Genomic DNA, 20,679 nt, shown 5'->3' with positions numbered 1-20,679 from the left:
GAGGAATAGAAGATGATTTCAGAAGAATTTAAAGGAATAGTAGATAAGTTTAAGGAACAAGGAAAGATGAATTTCTTTGATGAGACAACCGAAGAAAAGATATTGGTCTTTGAAAAAGAAAAAAGTGTTACACTTCCATCAAAGTACAAAGAATGGTTATTGTTTTCTGATGGAGGAGAGCTTTTTCTTCCAGCAGGTGTTCAATTATATGGAATTGAGCATAAACCACTTATAGATGTGAATGATAATTCAAGACCGAGTGACGACTATATTGTAATAGGTTCGTTTGCTTCAGGAGATCCAATTCTATGTAAAAAGGCAGAAGAAACAATTTCTATATACAATCAGGAAATTGGAGAAATTGATGAAGAATTGGTATATCCGGACTTTGTAGCCTTCCTAAATGATTTATACGAACTACTTGGCATAGGAGAGTGATTCTATGGCGAAGAGTAGTTTTGTAGAGCGAAACAAAGCAGTACGAGAAGCATGGAATAAAGAACTTGAACTTGTGCAAGAAGGTAAAGGTACAAGAGAATGGACGCCTGAACAACAAAAGGACATTCTTGAAAAAGGGCGAGCTTATGATGAAAATGGCAAAGCCTTTGAAGGTCAGCATATGAAGAGTGCCGAAATGTATCCTGAGTATCAGGGAGAACCCGGAAATATACAATTCCTTACAAGAGAAGAGCATTTAGCGGCTCATGATGGCAATTGGCAAAATTCAACAAATTGGTACTATAATCCGGTTACAAAAGAAAAGTTTGACTTTGGTGATGGGCCATTCATTCCATGTGAGATAATTCAATTGCCAGAACCTATTATTTTATTAACGGATGACTCTACCACTATACAGGAAAGTATTACAGAAGAGAAAGAGGAGTTTAGTAAGGGCGAGAATGTCTTGAAACAATCCGCAGAAACAAATAAAAACATATAGTAAACCCGAAACATCAAAATCTTCTAAAGTTCAAGTTGAAGTTCCTAAAAAAGCAAAAAATATGTTTGTTAGTGGCTTGAAATCGGTTGGAAAATTTGTTGTTCAGCATCCGATTGAGTCTCTAGAAATAGCTGGAGTTGTAATTGTAGGCGCAGCCAAAGTAGTATCATCCATTAAAGGAAGAGGGGGTAGTAGAACACATGACACAGCATCTGCAACAAGTAGTACAAATTCTTCTTCTGTTGCAGAAAAAGTTGTAGACATTGTAGAAAAAGCAAGTAGGTCTCTACCTAGTGAAAATGATGTTTCAGGGCACAAACAACGTTATCATACGAAAAGTGGAGTTGTTTGGAAAGATAAAGCTCCATATCATAGAGGCGGTAAATAGCAAAAATCACTCCCCATCACAGGTATCATACCAGTGGTGAGGAGTATTTTTATGTCCATATTACATTTAAACATCTACACTTACCCCAGATTTGAATTCCACTGTGTAGTAATCATCGTAAACAGTTACTTTTTGCAGCAGGCGTCTTACGAGTGGCTCATCAAATTCGGCAAGTTCGGTATGCGGATTTTGAGTGATGAAGTCATGCAATTCGGAGATTCGCTTGATGTGTTCATCTCGGGTGACACCTTCGATTTCGGATTGGTGTTTTAACTCACGGAGGCGGAAGATTTCATCGGCAATGGTATCGTAGGCTTCTTTGTTGTTGGCTTTGGAGATGATTTCCTTTTGGAGTTCCATAAGCCTTTGGTCGATAGCTTCTTCTGAGGCAGCAGTGCTTGTTTTGATGACTGTTGTGATATTTTCTTGTAAGACATCAAGGTAATTTTGCTTGTCAGAAAGCATTTTGTTGATTGCTTGGACGATTACCGATTGTAGCACTTGTTCGTTTACGGTTCTGGCTTTACAGGCTTCGGTTGCACTTGATGGTTCAAGGCGGCTGACGCATCTCCAAACGATAGATTTGCAACCTCTGTTGTTCCAATGGATGCGACGGAACATGTTCCCGCAACAACCACAGTATACTATTTGTGAGAAGACGTGATTGCAACTGTAAGTATGGCGTTTGCCGGAGGAGTCGACTTTTACGGCTCGTCTGCGAATAAGTTCTTCTTGGACTAGCATGAAGAGTTCCTTGGGAATAATGGCTTCATGGTTATTCTCGACATAGTATTGTGGAGCAGTACCGTTATTCTTGATTCGTTTCTTGGTAAGGAAGTCTGTGGTAACGGTCTTTTGCAAAAGTGCATCTCCCATATATTTTTCATTTCGTAGTATCTTGTTGATGGTACTAGTGTGCCATTTTTCTTTTCCTGCTCCGGTTAATATACCGTCTCTTTCAAGTCCGGCAGCAATCTTATCCATGCTGTATCCTTCCAGATATTCTCGGTAAATACGTTTTACGATTTCTGCCTGTTCGTGGTTAATGATGAGGTTGCCGTCTTTATCTTTGTCATATCCTAAGAAACGATTATGGTTGACCTGTACTTTGCCTTGTTGATAACGATATTGGATGCCCATTTTTACATTTTGGGAGAGAGACTGGCTTTCCTGCTGTGCAAGAGAGGCCATAATGGTTAGAAGTACCTCTCCTTTGGAATCCATAGAGTTAATATTTTCTTTTTCAAAATATACAGGTATATTTTTATCCTTGAGCAATCGGATGTATTTCAGGCAATCAAGTGTATTTCGTGCAAATCGTGAAATGGACTTGGTGATTACCATATCGATGTTTCCGGCTTCGCAGTCGGCAATCAGGCGATTGAATTCTTCACGCTTTTTTGTGTTGGTGCCGGAGATACCATCATCAGCATAAATGCCTGCAAGTGCCCATTCTGGATTTTTCTGTATAAATTCTGTGTAATGCTCAATCTGTGCCTCATAAGAAGTGGCTTGTTCATCGCTGTCGGTACTAACACGGCAGTACGCTGCGACTCTAAGTTTTGGTTTCTCAGACTTTGTAACATTGTTGCCTGCTTTGGGTCTGGCAGGTATTAGCATGACATTTGCCATTATATCGCCTCGCTTTCAATTAAACTGTAAAGGTATTCTGCATGCTTTAATGGATCGGGAAAGTGATTTGTAATTTCTTTCATAGTAAAGTTGGTAGGCGCAACTTTGATAGGAAGAACAGTGACTTTATTTAGTCGTCTCATAGTGGTGGCTCGTGCGGTAAGTTCTGCATTTGCTCTTTTGTAGGTAGTCGTATCGATAATAGCAGGGTAGAAGTTATCGCCGATGTAATGTCTGTTTTGCAGCATACGTTTTACGGTTCCGTGATAAGTATCAATCCCGGATGCTTTTGCAGCAGCTACAAGTGCCAATCCACTTAGGTAATTGGTGTATAGAGTTCGTATCTTTGTGGCAGCAGGTTCATCGATAACTGCTTTGCCGTTTTCTATTTTATAGCCATAAGGTGTATGTCCCATAATCGTCAAATCCTTTCTTTTAAGGTTAATCCGCATTTCAATTTAAATCCTAGTTCATTTCGGGAGTAAACGATGACCTTATTTACATGGGAGTCAAATAAAGATTCGTCAAAAGTAGTAAGCATTTCGGAGTGTTCGGTAAAACATAGTAATTCAGATAATGCGGTAATTATTTCAGAATCTAAGTTGCATGATTTTTGCATGCTATCAATTTCTGTTTTGTAATTGTCTGCCAACATGAGAAGTTCATTGTTTTCTTTGTTGTAAAGAACTTGGTCGATGTAACCCTGTGCCATTAATTTGGTAAGAGTTTTTCGTTGCTCTGTGTTTTGAAGTAGTAGCGTTTGCAGTTCCTGTTCTCTTGTTGAGGACTTACCACTATTCGTATTGTGTAAATGGGTGAGAAGAGGACGTAGAATTTGCTTGTGTCCATATATCAGCTTGTTCATCATGGTAAGGAATGCAAGTTTTAAGTCATCGTCTCGAATATATAGCATGGAGCATCTGTCCTTGTCAGTGAGATGCGTGTTACAACACCATGCGATATATTTATGTTCTTTGCATGTGTGTACCCTGCGTTTGAAGGTGTTGCCACATTCGGAGCAGATGATGTTGCCGGAGAAACAATAGCGATTTTGGTATTTTTCCTGTCCTTTTTGAATGCCTTTCTCTGATGCATGTTGTGCAATCATTTTTGCAACGGCTTCAAAATCTTCACGGCTTATAATGGGTTCATGATGGTCCATTATCATGTACTGGTCTTTGTCTCCGTAATTTACATGGCGGTTGAAATGGTAGTCGGTGTATGTCTTTTGAAAAATGACATCGCCTACATATTTTTCGTTGATAAGCATGCCACGAATAGAAGTTCCAGTCCAACGCCCGCCTTTCTTGGTAGGAACAGCTTCGGCATTTAATTCATTTGCAACGGCTTGTGAACCTTTTCCTGCAAGAGTCTCTGCAAATATTCTTTTTACAACGGCAGCTTGTACAGGATTGATAACCATTTCTGTGCCATTCCAGTCATAACCGTAAGGGGGATAGCTGATTTTAAATGTGCCATCCCTAAAGCGTTTTTGAATCCCCCATTTGTTGTTTTCGGAAATAGAGTGCGATTCACTCTCTGCCATGCTACTTAATATGGCAAGAAATAATTCACTTTCCATTGAGCCTGTATTGATATTTTCTTTCTCGAAGAAAATGGGAATCTGCAAATCTAGCAGAGTTCGCACCATATCGAGGCAGTCTGTGGTATTTCTTGCGAAACGGCTGATAGATTTTGTGATAATAAAATCAATTTTGCCATCTTTGCAGTCTTGAATAAGTTTGTTTAATTCTGGACGTTTTTCCTTCTTGGTACCGGATATTCCTTCATCAAAGTAGAGTCCGGCGAATGTCCAATCATTATGAGCGGTTATATAATTTTCATAATGCTGCTTTTGTGCTTCAAGACTTTCTAACTGAGCATCGCTGTCAGTAGATACTCGGCAATAAGCTGCGACTCTAAGTTTTGGACGAGTGCTTTGAAGATTGCGGTTTTCTTCAATTTTGGTAACTTTCTTCATTACTCGAAACCTCCTTTCGTAGTGTCACATATTACCGCTGGTTCTGGTGGATAGCAACGAATAGAGGGCATAATTTCGGCTAGAAATGGTGAGAAATATTGGCGGTTTAATTCTGTTATTTTGTCAAATTCCAACAAGGAAATAAGTCCTGCGGAAAGCAATGATTCAAGGATTTTTTGCGAGCGATAGTAGTCAAATTCATTTTGGATGTTTATGTCCATAACAGGTATCTCCCTTCGAGTGTAATTCCCTCGGATTGGCAATTTTTGACTCGAAGGGATTCCGTATTAGGGAATCCCTGTCATTGACTGTGATTGACTAATTTTGACTGATTTTATTCTGATTGACTTTGATTTTTATTTGATTTTACTTTGATAGATTTGACTGCTTCTGGAAGTACTAGTTTGGCATCTACACGCTGAGAGGCTTGATATCCAACAAGACCACGGTCTGCATAACGTTCGGAAAGGCGCTTGATGTGGCGTTTTCCTCTGTCACCAATCCAGTAATAACTGAAGTCTCCATAGAGGATAGGAGTGTTACCGTATTCGCTGTTGAGGTATTTGGTAACGAAAACTGTATGTCCCAATAATTTGTCCGGCTCACTTTCCGTGAGACTAGACTCCCAAGCTGGCTTTCCGTTGAATGTCTTTATCTTGCGAAGATGGAAATATGCTTCTTCTGACATAATACAGACTGCATTCTTGCGGTAAGGCTGCTTTAAGGAATATTGAAGATCGACGACATCATCCAAGGTGATGGAAGAGAGTGTATTAACTTCTAAGGCGGCTTCCGTTTGGTGGATAATTCCCACAGGCTTACCTTTGCCATTACCTGTAAGGAACGCTTCTTCCTCGGCATCACCAAGTGCATCGGCAAAGGAACTCTTAATGTAGGCTTCTAAGTCGATACCAGAGTCTTCTAACATTTCATCCGATACCAGGATTACAACGGCAAGTTTATAAGCATCGATTTCAATCTGTCCGAAACTTTCATTCGTAAAGGAATATGATTCACCTTCTTCTACCCAGAATGCTTCGCCATGAGCATCAACAACCGGGATTTTCAGATTGGTAGTTGTGGAGATGATTTTACCGAGACGGCGCATTAGATTTTTGTCACGGAGGGCCTGTACAAGTTCCTCTTCGTAAGTATCGGGTACAAGATATCCGCCTGTACCGTCACTTCCTTTCTTGAGAACATTGGATACTAATCCTGTGTGCAAATGATCGAGGAAAGCATTTCTGTATGAGATATCAGTAGTTTTGTTTTCTGTGGCACTAATATTTGTACCTGCAAATTTTGCCGCCATTTCATCAAGGCGAGCTCTTAACTCTTCGACAGAGTTGATAGTAAGATTGTTATTATTCATATGATTTTTCCTCCTGAAATTAAATGTTGTGGGCTTCACGTGCGCGAAGGAGTCTTTCCATCGCATCATCCTGGGGAGTTGGCCCCTTAAACTCCACAGAGCAGTTCTCTTTTACAATCTGGTATATTTGAAACCAGGCTGCATTTGCTTGTTTCATGTATTCTCTGCCCATAATGACATAGGGAGAGGAGATAACAGTGCCAGTAGGCTTCTTGGCAAGGAAACCAAACTGACTGACAGCTTCCTCACATTGAATCCAGCGAGCAATGGACATAGCATACTGTTCAATCTGTTGTGGTGTGACAAGCTGTTCACACTTACGTTCACAGAGCCATTCCCAAGTTTCTTTGAATATTTCTTCGGCACAGGTGTATGTTCCGTCTTTTTGCTTTGCCTTGAGATATTCTTTTACTTCCGGCATTTCACAGCCTTCTAAAGTAGCACCTTCAAATTCTACTACAGTTAGTTTTCTGCCTCCGGGATTACCGTTGGCGTATTTTTCTGCGGTGGCTTTCGGTTTTCTACCCGCACCTGCACGGGCGCCACCACGATTTGTACCATCTTTTGACATGATAGTTCCTCCGTTTCGTTTGATTAATAGGTTTTTTGTGTTTGAATTCGCAAAAGTTGTGCGTGCGACCCCAGCACCGTTGTCCTTATTATTAGCTGTAGGGATAAATAGGGGCCCTGGGGGTACACTGCAGCTGATTTGGGTTATAGAGAAGAGTATTTCTGATATAACTTATCAGCAACGCTTCCGATATCATCACGTGAGACTCTGTAGACTTTTTCTACAATGTGTTTCTTGTCTTTCCAGACGTAAAGAGTAGCTTTACGTTTGAGACTGGAAGTGTTGACACCGCTGATTTCCAGATCGTAACCATTACCAAAGTCTCTGCGGATAACGTGTTCTAGGTCGATGATTGTGGTTTCGTAATCAGGACCTAACTGTCTGCACAGCTTTCTTAAGTGTGGACTTAATGGTTGCATACGCATAAGAGTTGTGACCCTTACCCAATTTGATGGACACAAAAAACTCGTGTTATACTAAATACAAAGAAAGGGAGATAGTAAACATGAGTAAGCGACAATATAGTTCAGATTTTAAAATTGAAGCAGTAAAAAGATATCTTAAATCTGGGGAGCCTTTAACAAGGGTAGCAGCAGAATTAGGAATAAAGCCTACAACATTTAATGGTTGGGTAAGCAAGTACAAAGAATCACCAGATTCAGCATTTCCAGGTAGTGGGCATCTTAAGCCAGAAGATGAAAAATTGAGGAAATTAGAAAAAGAAATTAAGGATCTAAAAGAGGAAAATGAAATACTAAAAAAAGCGGCAGCCTACTTCGCCAGAAATCAAAAATAAAAAGATTTCAGTTTATCAAGGCTAATTGTTATAAATATAATGTTGCGAAGCTGTGCAAGGTACTTTGTGTTTCAAGAAGTAGCTACTATGCATGGGATAAAAGACCCGAAAGTCAAAGGGCAATAGAGAATAAAAAGCTGTTAGCGGAAATTCAAGCTATCCACAATAAAAGCGGACAAGTATATGGTTCTATTAAGATTGCCCAAAAGCTTAATTACAAAAGTCCTAAACCTGTTAACCATAAGAGAGTAGAACGTATTATGCGTGAAAACGGAATAAAATCAAGGGTTTCAAAGAAATTTAAGGCTACTACTAATTCCAATCACAGGCTTCCAGTAGCAGAAAACATTCTTAATCGTGATTTTACTGTGGATAAGCCTAATGAAAAAATGGTAAGCGATATTACATATCTGTGGACAGATGAAGGATGGCTATATATAGCAGGAATAATGGATTTATGTGGGCAAAAGTTAGTTGGACTGTCAATGAGTGAAAGAATGACAAAGGAATTAGTAATTAACGCATTAAATGATGCATATCAACGTGCTGGAAGACCAACAGGTGTCATCTTACATTCTGATAGAGGGTCGCAGTACTGCTCACACGATTACCAGTTATTGCTTAAAAAGTATGGTTTTATATGCAGCATGTCTCGCAAGGGAAACTGCTGGGACAATGCTCCAATGGAATCATTTTGGGGAAAAATGAAATGCGAATGGCTTTATGGGAAGCATTTCACAACCCGCCAAGAAGCACGAGCAGCTGTGTTTGAGTATGTTGAGATATTTTATAATAGGCAGAGAATACATGCCTCCAATAACTATTTGACACCTGAAGAATATTATAATAATACATTGCAAAAAGCAAAAGTAGCATAAAAAATGAAATATTACGATACCCTATGAAAAAAGAAGAAATAACGAGTTTCAGGTGTCTAGTTTATTGGGGAAAGGGCATTGACCTCCTTTCGTGTGGAATATTCTATTTTTACTCTGATTGGAATTTTGTCTGAGATTGTCTTCGATTTGAATGTTTGACTTTGATTGACGTAATTTGACTCTGATTTTGATTCGGCAATAAGTTTGCCGATGAATTGTGTCCGTTGTGTCACGTGTACCGTCAGCATAAAATTTTAAAAAGAGAAGAAAATATGCTTTTCTTTCTTTTTATTGTGCTATCTCGATACAGAAAGGACATGTGACGAAAAGGACATAAATCAATCCTGTGTATCATATAGATGTGGATTGACAAGATATATGGCTGCCGGACGTCTTCCTTTGCCGGAATAATTGTCGGCATCCTTTAATGCGATGTAACTATATTCTACCAAGTGGTCAAGAACAGGTTGTACATCCTCTGCCTTTTTGAGACTACGGCAGAGTCGCATGATGTCTCTTCGGGTGAACTCTGTAAGTCCTGCAGACTTGATTGCTTTTAAGACATATTTGCAAGTATTGATGGTGTTGTCGGCACCCATCAGAGAGAATGCGGCTTTGGCATGTTCCAGATAATACTTTCCAATGCATATGGCATTTCCCATGGTTTCTTCAGTTACCACTAGCGGCTCAATATCAGCAAGAAAGTCATGACTTCTATATACAGATGTTCTGCAAAGTAATGCGGAGATTCTTGCAATATTACCGACTAACTTACCTGCCCAGTCTTTGATGTCTGCGTATTCGGTATTTAGTTTTGGTTCCAGTTCGTTAGCAAATTCCTCGATGAGGATATCTGCTTCCGGGGATAATGTAATTTCTTCCAATTGGATAGGATACTCGTCATCAAGCATGTTTCGAATGATGTTTTCATATCGTCTTTGTACATCCGTAGGAATCGGATTGGAGCGGTATTTACGCTTTCCAATAAAGGACTTTGGCATACAATAGAGAAATCTTGCAGTAAGTCCCCTACCACGGAAGGTGCTGTTACTCATAATTCCTGATAACATATGAGGCTGTACCATAAGCATCATGGTAAGAGATGGGTTCATAACCGTTTCGCTATTTCTTCCGATTCGGTCCACACGGATAGGGTCACCAGAGTAGCCTTTTAGAATGGCATCGATATTTACATTTCTGGTATAGATACCTGCAAGAATATCGAAGATACCACCTTCGGTAGAGAGAATGGCAGCGTGTCCATCGTTTTCTGCCATTACAGAAGTTACTTTTTCTGTAGTGACATCATCCATATACAGTTTTAAGGGTTTCTTTTCCTTGAAGTTTGCGATTTCTTCAGCAATTTTATCAAGGTCGGAAAGTTCTGCTTTTCCTTTAGCAGCTTGATCTTCCAACACCTTTTGACGTTTCTCCAAGATGCGTTTTCGCATTTTGCTGGATTCGATGGCAGGTGCGTTGATGCGATTATACTCTGCTTCGTATTCGTGAAGAACGTAACTGGTGCCATTTAAGTCGGCAGATTTTCTTTCTGATGGTTCTAAGATACACAATAGGAATATGTTTGGTTGTTCCTTCCATCCGGGTTTGATGGTTATTACATATTTTTTTTGCATACAGATACTGGTAACAGCAAGTATGGATGTAGCAGCCATATCAACCGGAGTTTGTGTATTCTCTGCCAATGCGATTGCATAATCCCTAATGTCAGGAGGGAATGCTTCAATGGGAAAGATGGGAACTGTTAAGGTATCAAAGGGAATAGGTATTTCCCATACAAGTTCTTTACTTCCATTGTAGACTTCCGGTGCTTCATAATCTGGGTTTGTTAGTATCTTAGCTTTGTAAAATTTACAAGCACTGTTCCAGATGGTTTGAAGCTCCTGGTCTGCAAGAGGCGGAGAGCATTTGTCTGCTTCTTGTAAGTATTTTGTTTTGCTTTCTTCGGTATTCCCATAACGCTTTAGGAGACATACAGCTTTTTGGTGCATTGTGGTATTGCGACTACCTTCTGCAATGTGCTCCCCTATGTTTGCAAAAGCACGTTCAGCTTCGTCTTGCTTATCAAGGTAGTCCATGATGCTTAATCTTCCATCGTGGACGAATACTTCGGTATCAGGATTAGCAAAGAAGAATCTTGCGGCATCCAGAGCATTTGAGTCAAAGATTGGTAAATCTGACTGTATGCGGGTAATAAGTTTTGTATACTCTTCAGGAGAGTAAAGTGTTGCACCTACCCAGAAGATAATGTGAAATCTTGGTCTAGGTGACTTATTACCTTTCTGTTTCATATGATTTCTGCTTGTAACAATGATGTGTTTTACATCAGAGTATTTGACGTGGATATCATCTACTGTGTACCAATCGTCTTCGTTCTCGGAATGGTCGTTATCGCAGTCTACCGTGATAACAGAGATACTTTCAAAGTTATCAAGGCTTCTATGATTCCCTTTGAATTGAATGAAAGTATGGTCATAACTTAATTCTGATTTTAGTGACGAAGCATCGATAGGAGCAGTTACAATTGGATAATTGTTGTTACTTACATTTCCGCGACAGTTGGCGCGATAGAGTGTTATAGGAAATGGAAGATTATTGTTCTGTTGCAACGGTTCCACCTCCCTTGGCTTCATGAGCAAGCCACTCGTGAAGACCATCTATCGGAATAAGAATGCGTGTACCGATACGAACTGTGGGAAAGTCGGGTTCTTTCACAAGAGCATAAGCCTTGGATAATCCGATACCTAATTGACTTGCCAGTTCCCGTACACTTAGAGTTGTTTTGTTCATGGTCTGAGTCCTCCTTCTTTTTATATTTATCAAAGTAATGATATAAGCATACTTTGATAATCGCATTCTATATGAATGGTCAATACAAGTCAATAGATTTTAATAGCAAAAAATACTAAAAAACAAACTTTGTAAAAAATAACCAAAGTAACGATAGTGGTTCATCTTTTAACGATAAAATAATTGACAAAGTAGTGATATTAGCATACTTTTATATAGAAGGAAGGTGACAGACAATGACAATGGGAGAAAGAATTAAAGCACTTCGTAAGGAATATGGAATGACACAGCTTGCTCTTGCAAATGCGCTAGGTATAACTAAAGGAACGGTATCTACTTGGGAGAATAATAGCAGAACACCAGGATTTGAGACGCTTAGCAAGTTAAGTGATATATTTCAAAGAAGTATCGAGTACATCATGGGAAAATCGGATGATGCTACACCACCAGTATGGGATGAAAGCGTAATGGATGAATTGGCATTGTCGCAGGTGGAGGATGATTTGACAGAGTACGCTTTGAAATATGCTAGACTTGATCAGTTCGGAAGAGAGGCTGTAGAAGCGATTATTAGAGCAGAATATAACAGATGTAGGAATCAGGACGAACTGGCTCCGGCAGGGAAGTATTTTGGAAGAATCTCGGTGAGAAGAGATATGAATGAAGAATAGGTAGATGAAGAGACACCATCTTGTGCTGTTTGGAAATGGCATGAGGTGGTGTTTTTTGTAAAATGCTAGGAATGAGTTCTCAAAACAACAATGTAAATAGGCGTAAAAAATATTCGAGAAATCGAAGAAAGTATTTTACAAATTACGAATGAATGATTATAATGAAATAAGATGGGCTAATTGTAACCAAAAGTCGAGTGTGGAGGAAGTTATGGCAGTATCATACAACAATTTATGGAAATTAATGATTGATAAAAAAATTAATAAAAGCGAATTATGTAAAACTGTAAAAATTAGTAGTAGTACCATGGCGAAGATGTCTAACGAAGAGATGGTGGCAATGCCGATTTTGGAGAAAATATGTGCAGAATTGGAATGTAATATTGGAGATATTATGGAGTTTACAGAACTCGAAACTGTAAGGAAAAAACTGCACGAAGAATAAAGTCCTTATTATGGGACAATTATTATGAGATGATAAGGTAGGATAACCATGAATGAAACAGGTTTAAGCTATATTGATCTCTTTGCTGGTGCCGGAGGACTTTCTGAGGGCTTCATTCAAAGTGGATATCAACCTATAGCACATGTAGAGATGAATGAATATGCGGCTAAGACAATAGAAACACGAATTGCATATTATCATTTAAAAGAAAAAGGACAGTTAGATAGCTATTATCAGTATGAAAAAGGATTGATAACACGAGAGGAATTGTTGAAGTTAATTCCAGAACAAGAATTAAAAACTGTCATCAATAAAGAAATGTCTGAGGCTACAATTAAGAGCATTTTTGAAACGATTGATACGATAAAACTGGAAAAGGGAATTGAACAGGTTGACGTGATTATAGGCGGTCCGCCATGCCAAGCATATTCCTTGGTTGGAAGGGCACAAAGCAGTCATATGCTTATTCCAATGGAAGATGACCCAAGGAATGAATTATATAAAATGTATGTTCAGTTTCTAAAAAAATATAAGCCTAGAATGTTTGTATTTGAAAATGTAGCTGGAATAAAAACTGCACGAGGTGGACAAGCATTTAAGAATCTTCAAATGTATATGAAGAGAGTCGGATATGAACTAGATTATCATGAATTAAATGCGAAAGATTTTGGTGTATTGCAAAGTAGGAAAAGAGTGATAATTGTAGGATGGCTTAAAGGAACAGGATATGAGTATCCGACATTTGAAATTATCGAGAGCAAGGCTAAAGTGTGGGATTTGTTGGAAGACTTAGCACCACTGACACCAGGAATAGGTGCCGATAAATATCATGTATCTGATATGAGAAAAGTCAAGAAATATGCGAAAGAAAATGGAATTAGACAGAAAGAAGATGTTCTGACGGCACATATAGCAAGACCACATACAGCGCAGGATATAGAAATATATAAAAGGGTAATCGATTTGTGGTTCAATAATGAACAACATGAGCGATTGAAGTATGATGATTTGCCGGAAGAATTAAAGACACACAAGAATAGAACATCCTTTGTGGACAGATTTAAAGTTGTGGAAGGGGATATGGATTATTGTCATACTATCTTGGCGCATTTATCCAAGGATGGACACTACTTTATACACCCGGCAATAGAACAGCATAGATCAATTACAGTACGAGAGGCTGCAAGATTACAGTCCTTTCCGGATAGTTATTATTTTGAGGGACCACGAACCTCACAGTTTGTACAGGTAGGAAATGCGGTGCCACCTATGATGGCAAAGCAAATAGCTGAAAAGATTAAGGTACAATTAACGAAGAAGTAAAGGAGAAGTGCAAATGGGAATCGTAGAAGCTACTTATGCGGAGTTAAAGCAGCAGGAATTGCAGAAAAATCCATATAGTTGTTTGCATATGGCCGATATTGATATTAATCCACACCAAGTTGAGGCATTCACATTTGCGCTTGCATCACTAGAAATAGGTGGTGCCATTCTTGCTGATGAGGTTGGTCTTGGTAAAACGATTGAAGCAGGTCTTGTAATCAAGTACTTACTACAGAGTGGTAGAGACAAGATATTGCTTATTATGCCTTCCAATCTTAGAAAACAATGGCAAGTTGAACTGGAAGAAAAGTTTGATATTACATCCTTAATTGTAGATAGTGCGAATTGGGATGATTATCTAACAGAGATAAAGAAGAAGCAGTCCGTAATTATTGTATCGTATCATTTTGCCTCCAAAAGAAAAGAGTCCTTAGGAAAAGTAGCATGGGATTTTTGTGTATTTGACGAAGCGCATAGATTAAGAAATGTTCATAAAAGTGGTTCAAAAATGGCGAATGGTTTATATGAATTGACAAAAGGCATTCCAAAGATTCTCTTAACTGCAACACCTATGCAGAATACTTTACTTGATATGTATGGGTTGGTTCAATATATTGATGAGCGTATTTTTTATAGTAAATCAGTATTCTCCGAGAGATATATGAGAAATGAGAATTACTTGGCACTTAAAGATAGTTTAAGTACAGTAATACAAAGAACATTACGAAAAGAAGTAGCAGAGTATATTCAGTTTTCAGAACGAAAAGAGATGACAATAGATTTTGAATTGTCACCAAGGGAAATTGAATTGTATGTAATGATTAACAACTATCTTAAAAAAGAAGTGTTGTATGCATTGCCAAATTCACATAGAACTTTGATTACATCGGTAATACGAAAACTGCTGGCATCTTCTAGTATGGCTGTTGCAGAAACCTTTAAAGTATTAAAGGGGAGATTAGAGATATTGAAGGAAACAACAAGGAAAGAAACTGCCGATGAGAGTATTGATTTCTTTCTTAGTTTCTTTGATGATGATGAGATTGAAACAGATGAAGAATGCAAACAGGATGAATTATATACGAGAGAAAAGGTAAATGAATTCATTCAGCATGAAATAGATGAAGTCGAAGCTATTATAAATAAGACAGAAGGCATAAATAAGAATGCTAAGATGACAGCATTAAAGCAGGCTGTAGAAAAAGCATTTACATTTCAGAGTGAGGCTGGTATTGCACAAAAAATAGTTATTTTTACAGAGTCTATAAGAACACAGCAATATATATTTGATGAATTGTCAGCTGTGGGATATGAAGGGCAGATTCTCAAGTTTAATGGTAATGCCAATGACAATATTACTAAACAGATTTACAAGGCATGGAAAGCAAGAAATTATGGAAAATACCTAGGCAGCAGAAATGTTGAAATGAAGAATGCCATTGTAGAGGCGTTTAGAGATGAATATAAAATTTTGCTTGTAACAGATTCGGGTTCAGAAGGTTTGAATTTGCAGTTTTGTAATACCATTATAAATTATGATTTACCTTGGAACCCACAAAAGATAGAGCAGCGTATTGGAAGGTGCCATCGTTATGGTCAGAAAAATGATGTTATAGTAATAAATCTTCTCAATACGCAAAATGTTGCAGACAAGCGTGTTTATGAAATTCTTTCCAAAAAATTTGAACTTTTTCAAGGTGTATTTGGTGCATCGGATAAAGCTATTGGACTTTTAGAGAGTGGTGCAGATTTTGAGAAACGAGTAACACAGATTTACCAAGAATGTAAAACATCTTCTGATTTTGCTAAAGAATTCAAGGCATTAGAAAAGGAACTTGATAAAAAGAGAAATAAGAAGATGGAAGAATTGAAGAATTTGTTTATTTATAAAACAGAGGAGCAACATAAACAAAGGTTTAATCAGATTCTCCAAGAGATAGCACAATACGATTCACAATGTGAATATTGGATGAATAAGACTATTGAACATAGTAAAGTTAACTATCCTTTATATTATGAAACGAATAAAGTGTTAGATATTCCGGGAATTAAACATGGATATTTATTATTAGGAGTATCTAGCGTTGATGCAGATATGCAGGAAGTTGTTTTTGAGATAATTGACAGTAAAGAGAAAATGTATGGAGTAAGTGACCAGTTGGCAAGAAACTTGTGCGAAAAACTGCAAGATGATGAATTGCTGGATAGAAGTCCAGATAAGCAGAAGATTTTATCTTACATAGATATGGTTACAAAGTATATACAGCAACACTATATAACTTCAAAGCAAGAACTAATTCAAAAAAATAAGGATAAGTTATCTAATTGGTTGATGCTTAGAAAAGAGGAATATGTGCTAAAAGCGAAGGACTCTTCAGAACTTGATGCTATAAAAGAACAATATGCAGCAGAAACAGATTTTAGACAAAAGATTGCGTTGAAAAAGCATATGGAGTCGTTGGAACAGCAACAAAAACAAATGATAGAAGCGTTTCACGATGAGATGACATCGTTGGAAGCGGAAGTAAATGTTATGCAAAAGGAATTCGAGGAAAGGGTGTTAACAACACCACAGTTTATACCCAAAATTGTTATTAAATTTTAGGAGGAAACCATGGAAAAAAGAGGCAAATTAGAACTGACATGGGTTGGTAAATATGAGGAAGAAAAATTGGAACCAAGAATTCTGATTGAAGATAAATCAAAATCGTATGGAAACTCAGATACAGAGAATATGTTGATACATGGGGATAATTTATTGGCATTGAAAGCATTAGAGCAGGATTATTCAGGAAAAATCAAATGTATATATATAGATCCGCCTTATAATACGGGAAATGCATTTGAACAGTATGATGATGGATTAGAGCATTCAATATGGTTGTCAATGATTAAAAGAAGAATAGAAATATTATACAATTTGCTTTCTGATGATGGTAGTATTTGGGTTAGTATTGATGATGATGAACAAGCATATTTGAAGATAATTTGTGATGAAATATTTGGCCGACAAAATTTTGTCGCAAATGTAATATGGGAAAAAAAGTATTCTCCACAAAACGATGCAAAATGGTTATCAGATAGTCATGATTTTATACTTGTATATGCAAAGCATAAAGATATTTGGAGACCCAATTTGTTGCCTAGAACTGAGGAAATGAATAAAAGATATAAAAATCCAGATAATGATCCAAGAGGACCATGGAAATCTTCAGATTTTTCTGCGAAAACATACAGTAAATCAGGGGATTATGAAATAACATTACCAAGCGGAAGAATTGTGAGACCACCAGCTAGTAGAAGTTGGATAACAAATGAGGAGAAATTTAAGGAATTGGTTAAGGATAACCGAATATGGTTTGGTGATAAAGGAAACAATGTTCCATCGCAGAAAAAGTTCTTGTCTGAAGTAAAGCAGGGAAGTACTGCAATGACAATCTGGAAATATACAGAAGTAGGCCATAATCAAGATGCGAAGAAAGAGGTAAAAGTTTTTAATGAAAAGGAACCATTTGCAACTCCAAAGCCAGAAAAACTCATTAATAGAATAATTGATTTAGCCACCAAGGAAGGTGATATTGTATTAGATTCATTTTTAGGATCAGGAACAACTATGGCAGTTGCACATAAAAAGAATCGAAGATGGATTGGAATTGAATTAGGCCGACATTGTTATACTCATTGTAAAGAAAGAATAGATAAAGTTATTGATGGTGAACAAGGTGGTATTTCAAAGGATGTGAACTGGCAAGGCGGTGGTGGCTACAAATTCTACGAACTTGCAGAACCACTTCTTGTTAAAAATTCAACATTGCCTATTTATCAACTTAATCCAACATATACTTGGAAAATGGTATGTGAAGCAATTTGTAAGATAGAAGGATTTACATATGCACCGTCAGGTGAGTTTCATGGGTATTCTTCGGAGAACAGATTTATCCATATTACTGAAGAATTTGTGAATACAAAGTATGTGATGTCGGTTATGAAAACATTAGGAGAAAGACAGAGTTTGTTAATTTACTGCAAGAAGAATCAAGCGGACATGATGTTGCCTGAGAATGTGGAAGTAAAGAAGATACCGAAAGATTTGTTAGAAAAGTGCAATTTTGAAAGTGAGGTGCAGGAATAGTGAGTTCAGTAGATAAGATTAAATGGGCTATGAGCTTGCGTGACCCTCAGTACGAAGCACTGAAATATTTTGATGCCATTAGTTCTAAGATAGAGTACCGAACTGTTTCTAAAGCAGAGGCAGAGAAGATTGCATCTGAGAATTGTCAAGATCCGCACAATATTTCAGTGGATAAGGAATTTGATTTTCCATCTTTTTGTTTTGATATGACAACAGGTATTGGTAAATCACGTCTGATGGGGGCTTGTATTTATTACCTGTATAAGACAAAAGGATATAAGCATTTTTTCATTCTTGCACCAGGAAATACCATTTATGACAAGATGCGTAGAGAATCTGTGCCAGGACATCCAAAGTATATGTTTAAGGGACTTGAAGCAGAAATGGGAAGACCTAAGGTATATGATGGTGAGAATTATTTGTCATATCCGGTGAAGTATGTGCAAGAAGAGTTAGTAGTAGAGAAGACTTCGGATATTCAAATTTTCATTTTTAATATTTCGAAGATTTTTACTCGTGGTGATTTGGAATTTAAGTTCCATAAATTTAATGAGAACTTAGGCGGCTCCTTTGCAGAAGTTCTTCGTTCCTTTGATGATTTGGTTATCTGTATGGATGAAGCACATAGATATTATGCTCCGGCATCAAAGGTTGCTATCAATTACCTAAATCCTGTCCTCGGATTAGAATTTACAGCAACTCCTAAGAGTACCAATAAAAATATCATTTATCATTATGGATTAGAAGATGGTGCGGGTAAGTTTCTGAAAATCCCTGTGGTTATGGGAAGAACTAATACTGCTGGATATTCGGAAGATGATATTGAAGAAATGAAATTGAAGGATGGAATTAAGCTTCATGAGAGAAGAAAATCCATCGTTTATAAATATTGCATAGAGAATGGAGTGGAACAAGTAAAACCTATTGTTTTAGTTGCATGTAAAGATACAACTCATGCTAAGAAGATTAAAGATAAGATTGATTCAGACTCTTTTTTTGGTGGAAGATATGTGGGAAAAGTAATTGAAATCGACTCTAGTACCAGTGGTGCTGAGACGGAAGAAAACATTCAGAAGTTATTAACCATTGAAAAGAATACGAATCCGATTGAGATTGTATTGCATGTTTATAAGTTGAAAGAAGGATGGGATGTAAATAACCTCTTTACAATTATTCCGTTGAATGCTGCAAAGAGTGACATATTAGCATTGCAAACTATTGGAAGAGGTCTTAGATTACCGTTTGGAGAAATTACAGGGATTGAAGAGTTAGATACACTTGATATAGTGGCACATGACCATTACCGTGAGATTATTGACGATATTAAGAATAATCCGGTATTTAAAAAGAAAAATCTGGATGAAGAAGAAATTCCTGATACAAAGACTGTACAAGTTGAGCCAGCAGTAGAGAATAAGCAGATTTCGTTGTTTGATGAGGCGCTTAAAGAAAGTGGCATAAAATCATATCAAGACTTGAATAATCAAAGTACGGTAGAGAGTCTTTTTGAGGAATATCAGAAAGCGTTTGTAAAGAAAGCTACAACAACGAAGAAGACCGATGAAAACAGTGGACAAATGTCTATTTTTGATTTGTTTGGAAATCAAGCTTCTGAAGAAGGTCCAAGGACAGATGATATAGCGGAACAACAGTCGAACAATGGTGGAGTTGCCACTAATGGAATGACAGTAGTTCAGCCGGATAATACGACTTTGCAAATTGACATTCAGAAGAGTTCGGGAAGTAAAAACGTGCTTCCTTATGCAAAACAGGAATTTATCAAGAAAGTGGAAGAACTGAAAAAAGTAGCTATTTCTGTGCCTAAAATAGGAATTAGTTATAGTTCTACTATTGAATTTAAGCCATTTACGGTTAAGCGAACAATTCAAGATTTTGATATTGCTGCATCACGAATTGAGAGATATGACACCATTAATGACAGATTGTTACAGGTGCTTGATGCAGATGCATTGATTGTCGAAAATCCGGAAAATATGTTGGCAGTTTCACTTTTAGATAGTATTCCGGAATTTGATTCTGATGATGCAGAATTTATATTAGATGTTGTGGATCAGTATTTAGCTTTGATAGATGGTTCTGATGAGGATAAAAAGAAGATTGTCAGAAGATATGCCACTGTCATTGTAAATGATTTGAGAAATCAGATATATGCATCGAAAGAGGAAAGCACGGAGTTTGTATTTAAAGTGCAAAAAGATCTTATTGTATTTGGCTCATTTGTAAAAAATATGAGAGCGGATGGAAGGCTTCATTTCAAGAAAGAAGTACCAGATAAAAAGAATATCAAACACTATTTGTTCGAAGGATACAAGAAGTCATACTATCCAGAGAATGCTTTTGATAGTGATGATGAAAGACGTTTGTCCGTAATTTTGGAAGAAGATGACGAAGTTGTACGATTCATAAAGCCACCACTTAACCAGTTGGGCTTGTTCTATAGAGCAGCAAAGCAATATAATCCGGACTTTTTAGTTGAAACGAAGGATAAGAAGTACATGATAGAAGTTAAGGCTGCTAATCAGACAGAAACTGAGGAAGTACAAGAAAAAGCAAAAGCTGCAGTGAAGTGGTGCGAATGTGCATCTAAAGTAGATGCTGATGGTAAGGTATGGGAATACCGATTGATTCCAGGAGACAAAATTGTTGTTGGAAACACATTAAAATACGTGGTTGGTTTAGCAGTACCAATTTCGGTAGAAGAATAAAAATGGGAGGCTGTAA

The 20,679-nt window shown here is 37.5% G+C and carries 18 protein-coding genes; 10 read left to right on the top strand and 8 right to left on the bottom strand.

Annotation, left to right across the window (positions count from 1 at the left end):
- Positions 1 to 12 precede the first annotated feature (12 nt).
- The 3 genes from K412_RS0104855 (at position 13) to K412_RS22650 (ending at position 1,328) form a co-directional block, all read left to right on the top strand.
- Positions 13 to 438 (top strand): SMI1/KNR4 family protein, encoded by a 426-nt coding sequence (locus K412_RS0104855; protein WP_024832076.1) that lies wholly within the window; start codon positions 13 to 15, stop codon positions 436 to 438.
- A 4-nt stretch (positions 439 to 442) separates the two neighbouring features.
- Positions 443 to 940, top strand: coding sequence for a hypothetical protein (locus K412_RS22655; RefSeq protein WP_051461013.1), 498 nt, complete (start codon positions 443 to 445; stop codon positions 938 to 940).
- Positions 941 to 1,001: 61 nt separating this feature from the next.
- A complete protein-coding gene (locus K412_RS22650; RefSeq protein ID WP_051461012.1) occupies positions 1,002 to 1,328 on the top strand; it encodes a hypothetical protein in 327 nt (108 codons plus the stop codon).
- A 66-nt stretch (positions 1,329 to 1,394) separates the two neighbouring features.
- Here the strand turns inward: K412_RS22650 and K412_RS0104845 are convergent, their stop codons facing one another.
- The 6 genes from K412_RS0104845 to K412_RS0104820 all read right to left on the bottom strand — a co-directional run bounded on the left by K412_RS0104845 (position 1,395) and on the right by K412_RS0104820 (position 6,884).
- The gene (locus K412_RS0104845; protein WP_024832075.1) at positions 1,395 to 2,960 is read right to left on the bottom strand and encodes a recombinase family protein; all 1,566 of its coding nucleotides are present in this window, start codon (positions 2,958 to 2,960) and stop codon (positions 1,395 to 1,397) included.
- Positions 2,960 to 3,412 (bottom strand): integrase, encoded by a 453-nt coding sequence (locus K412_RS0104840; protein WP_340139721.1) that lies wholly within the window; start codon positions 3,410 to 3,412, stop codon positions 2,960 to 2,962. Before K412_RS0104840 ends, K412_RS0104845 begins: the two co-directional genes overlap by 1 nt.
- Positions 3,382 to 4,941: a recombinase family protein gene (locus tag K412_RS0104835; RefSeq protein WP_024832073.1), complete on the bottom strand. Its 1,560-nt coding sequence runs from the start codon at positions 4,939 to 4,941 to the stop codon at positions 3,382 to 3,384. The genes K412_RS0104840 and K412_RS0104835 overlap by 31 nt, the downstream gene beginning before the upstream one ends.
- Positions 4,941 to 5,162 carry an SHOCT domain-containing protein gene (locus K412_RS20435; protein ID WP_024832072.1) on the bottom strand — a complete coding sequence of 74 codons (222 nt, stop codon included), beginning with the start codon at positions 5,160 to 5,162 and terminating at the stop codon, positions 4,941 to 4,943. Before K412_RS20435 ends, K412_RS0104835 begins: the two co-directional genes overlap by 1 nt.
- A gap of 113 nt (positions 5,163 to 5,275) precedes the next feature.
- Positions 5,276 to 6,313: a phage major capsid protein gene (locus tag K412_RS0104825; RefSeq protein WP_024832071.1), complete on the bottom strand. Its 1,038-nt coding sequence runs from the start codon at positions 6,311 to 6,313 to the stop codon at positions 5,276 to 5,278.
- Positions 6,314 to 6,332: 19 nt separating this feature from the next.
- Positions 6,333 to 6,884 carry a P27 family phage terminase small subunit gene (locus K412_RS0104820; RefSeq protein WP_024832070.1) on the bottom strand — a complete coding sequence of 184 codons (552 nt, stop codon included), beginning with the start codon at positions 6,882 to 6,884 and terminating at the stop codon, positions 6,333 to 6,335.
- A gap of 505 nt (positions 6,885 to 7,389) precedes the next feature.
- Between K412_RS0104820 and K412_RS0104805 the strand changes: the two genes are divergently transcribed.
- Positions 7,390 to 8,558 (top strand): IS3 family transposase gene (locus K412_RS0104805; protein WP_242835530.1). Its coding sequence is split into 2 segments (ribosomal slippage): positions 7,390 to 7,651 and positions 7,651 to 8,558, totalling 1,170 coding nucleotides; the frame shifts between segments, so codons are not numbered across the junction.
- 338 nt (positions 8,559 to 8,896) lie between these two features.
- Here the strand turns inward: K412_RS0104805 and K412_RS0104800 are convergent.
- On the bottom strand, positions 8,897 to 11,185 hold the full coding sequence (locus K412_RS0104800; RefSeq protein ID WP_024832068.1) for a DUF3987 domain-containing protein: 2,289 nt from the start codon (positions 11,183 to 11,185) through the stop codon (positions 8,897 to 8,899).
- Positions 11,169 to 11,366 carry an excisionase family DNA-binding protein gene (locus K412_RS0104795; protein WP_024832067.1) on the bottom strand — a complete coding sequence of 66 codons (198 nt, stop codon included), beginning with the start codon at positions 11,364 to 11,366 and terminating at the stop codon, positions 11,169 to 11,171. Before K412_RS0104795 ends, K412_RS0104800 begins: the two co-directional genes overlap by 17 nt.
- A gap of 242 nt (positions 11,367 to 11,608) precedes the next feature.
- Between K412_RS0104795 and K412_RS20430 the strand changes: the two genes are divergently transcribed.
- The 6 genes from K412_RS20430 to K412_RS0104765 all read left to right on the top strand — a co-directional run bounded on the left by K412_RS20430 (position 11,609) and on the right by K412_RS0104765 (position 20,663).
- Positions 11,609 to 12,037 carry a helix-turn-helix domain-containing protein gene (locus K412_RS20430; RefSeq protein ID WP_157833811.1) on the top strand — a complete coding sequence of 143 codons (429 nt, stop codon included), beginning with the start codon at positions 11,609 to 11,611 and terminating at the stop codon, positions 12,035 to 12,037.
- Between the two features lie 211 nt (positions 12,038 to 12,248).
- A complete protein-coding gene (locus K412_RS20425) occupies positions 12,249 to 12,482 on the top strand; it encodes a helix-turn-helix domain-containing protein (protein ID WP_034847177.1) in 234 nt (77 codons plus the stop codon).
- Between the two features lie 48 nt (positions 12,483 to 12,530).
- Positions 12,531 to 13,805: a DNA cytosine methyltransferase gene (locus tag K412_RS0104780; RefSeq protein ID WP_024832065.1), complete on the top strand. Its 1,275-nt coding sequence runs from the start codon at positions 12,531 to 12,533 to the stop codon at positions 13,803 to 13,805.
- A gap of 13 nt (positions 13,806 to 13,818) precedes the next feature.
- On the top strand, positions 13,819 to 16,410 hold the full coding sequence (gene drmD / locus K412_RS0104775; protein ID WP_024832064.1) for a DISARM system SNF2-like helicase DrmD: 2,592 nt from the start codon (positions 13,819 to 13,821) through the stop codon (positions 16,408 to 16,410).
- A gap of 9 nt (positions 16,411 to 16,419) precedes the next feature.
- On the top strand, positions 16,420 to 17,937 hold the full coding sequence (locus tag K412_RS0104770; RefSeq protein ID WP_024832063.1) for a site-specific DNA-methyltransferase: 1,518 nt from the start codon (positions 16,420 to 16,422) through the stop codon (positions 17,935 to 17,937).
- On the top strand, positions 17,937 to 20,663 hold the full coding sequence (locus tag K412_RS0104765) for a DEAD/DEAH box helicase family protein (protein WP_024832062.1): 2,727 nt from the start codon (positions 17,937 to 17,939) through the stop codon (positions 20,661 to 20,663). The genes K412_RS0104770 and K412_RS0104765 overlap by 1 nt, the downstream gene beginning before the upstream one ends.
- Positions 20,664 to 20,679 lie beyond the last annotated feature (16 nt).

The organism is Ruminiclostridium josui JCM 17888, from assembly GCF_000526495.1.
In the GTDB taxonomy this organism is placed as follows: Bacteria; Bacillota; Clostridia; order Acetivibrionales; family DSM-1351; genus Ruminiclostridium; species Ruminiclostridium josui.
Note: the sequence above shows the minus strand (reverse complement) of the source record. Positions and strands in the feature narration are given on the sequence as shown.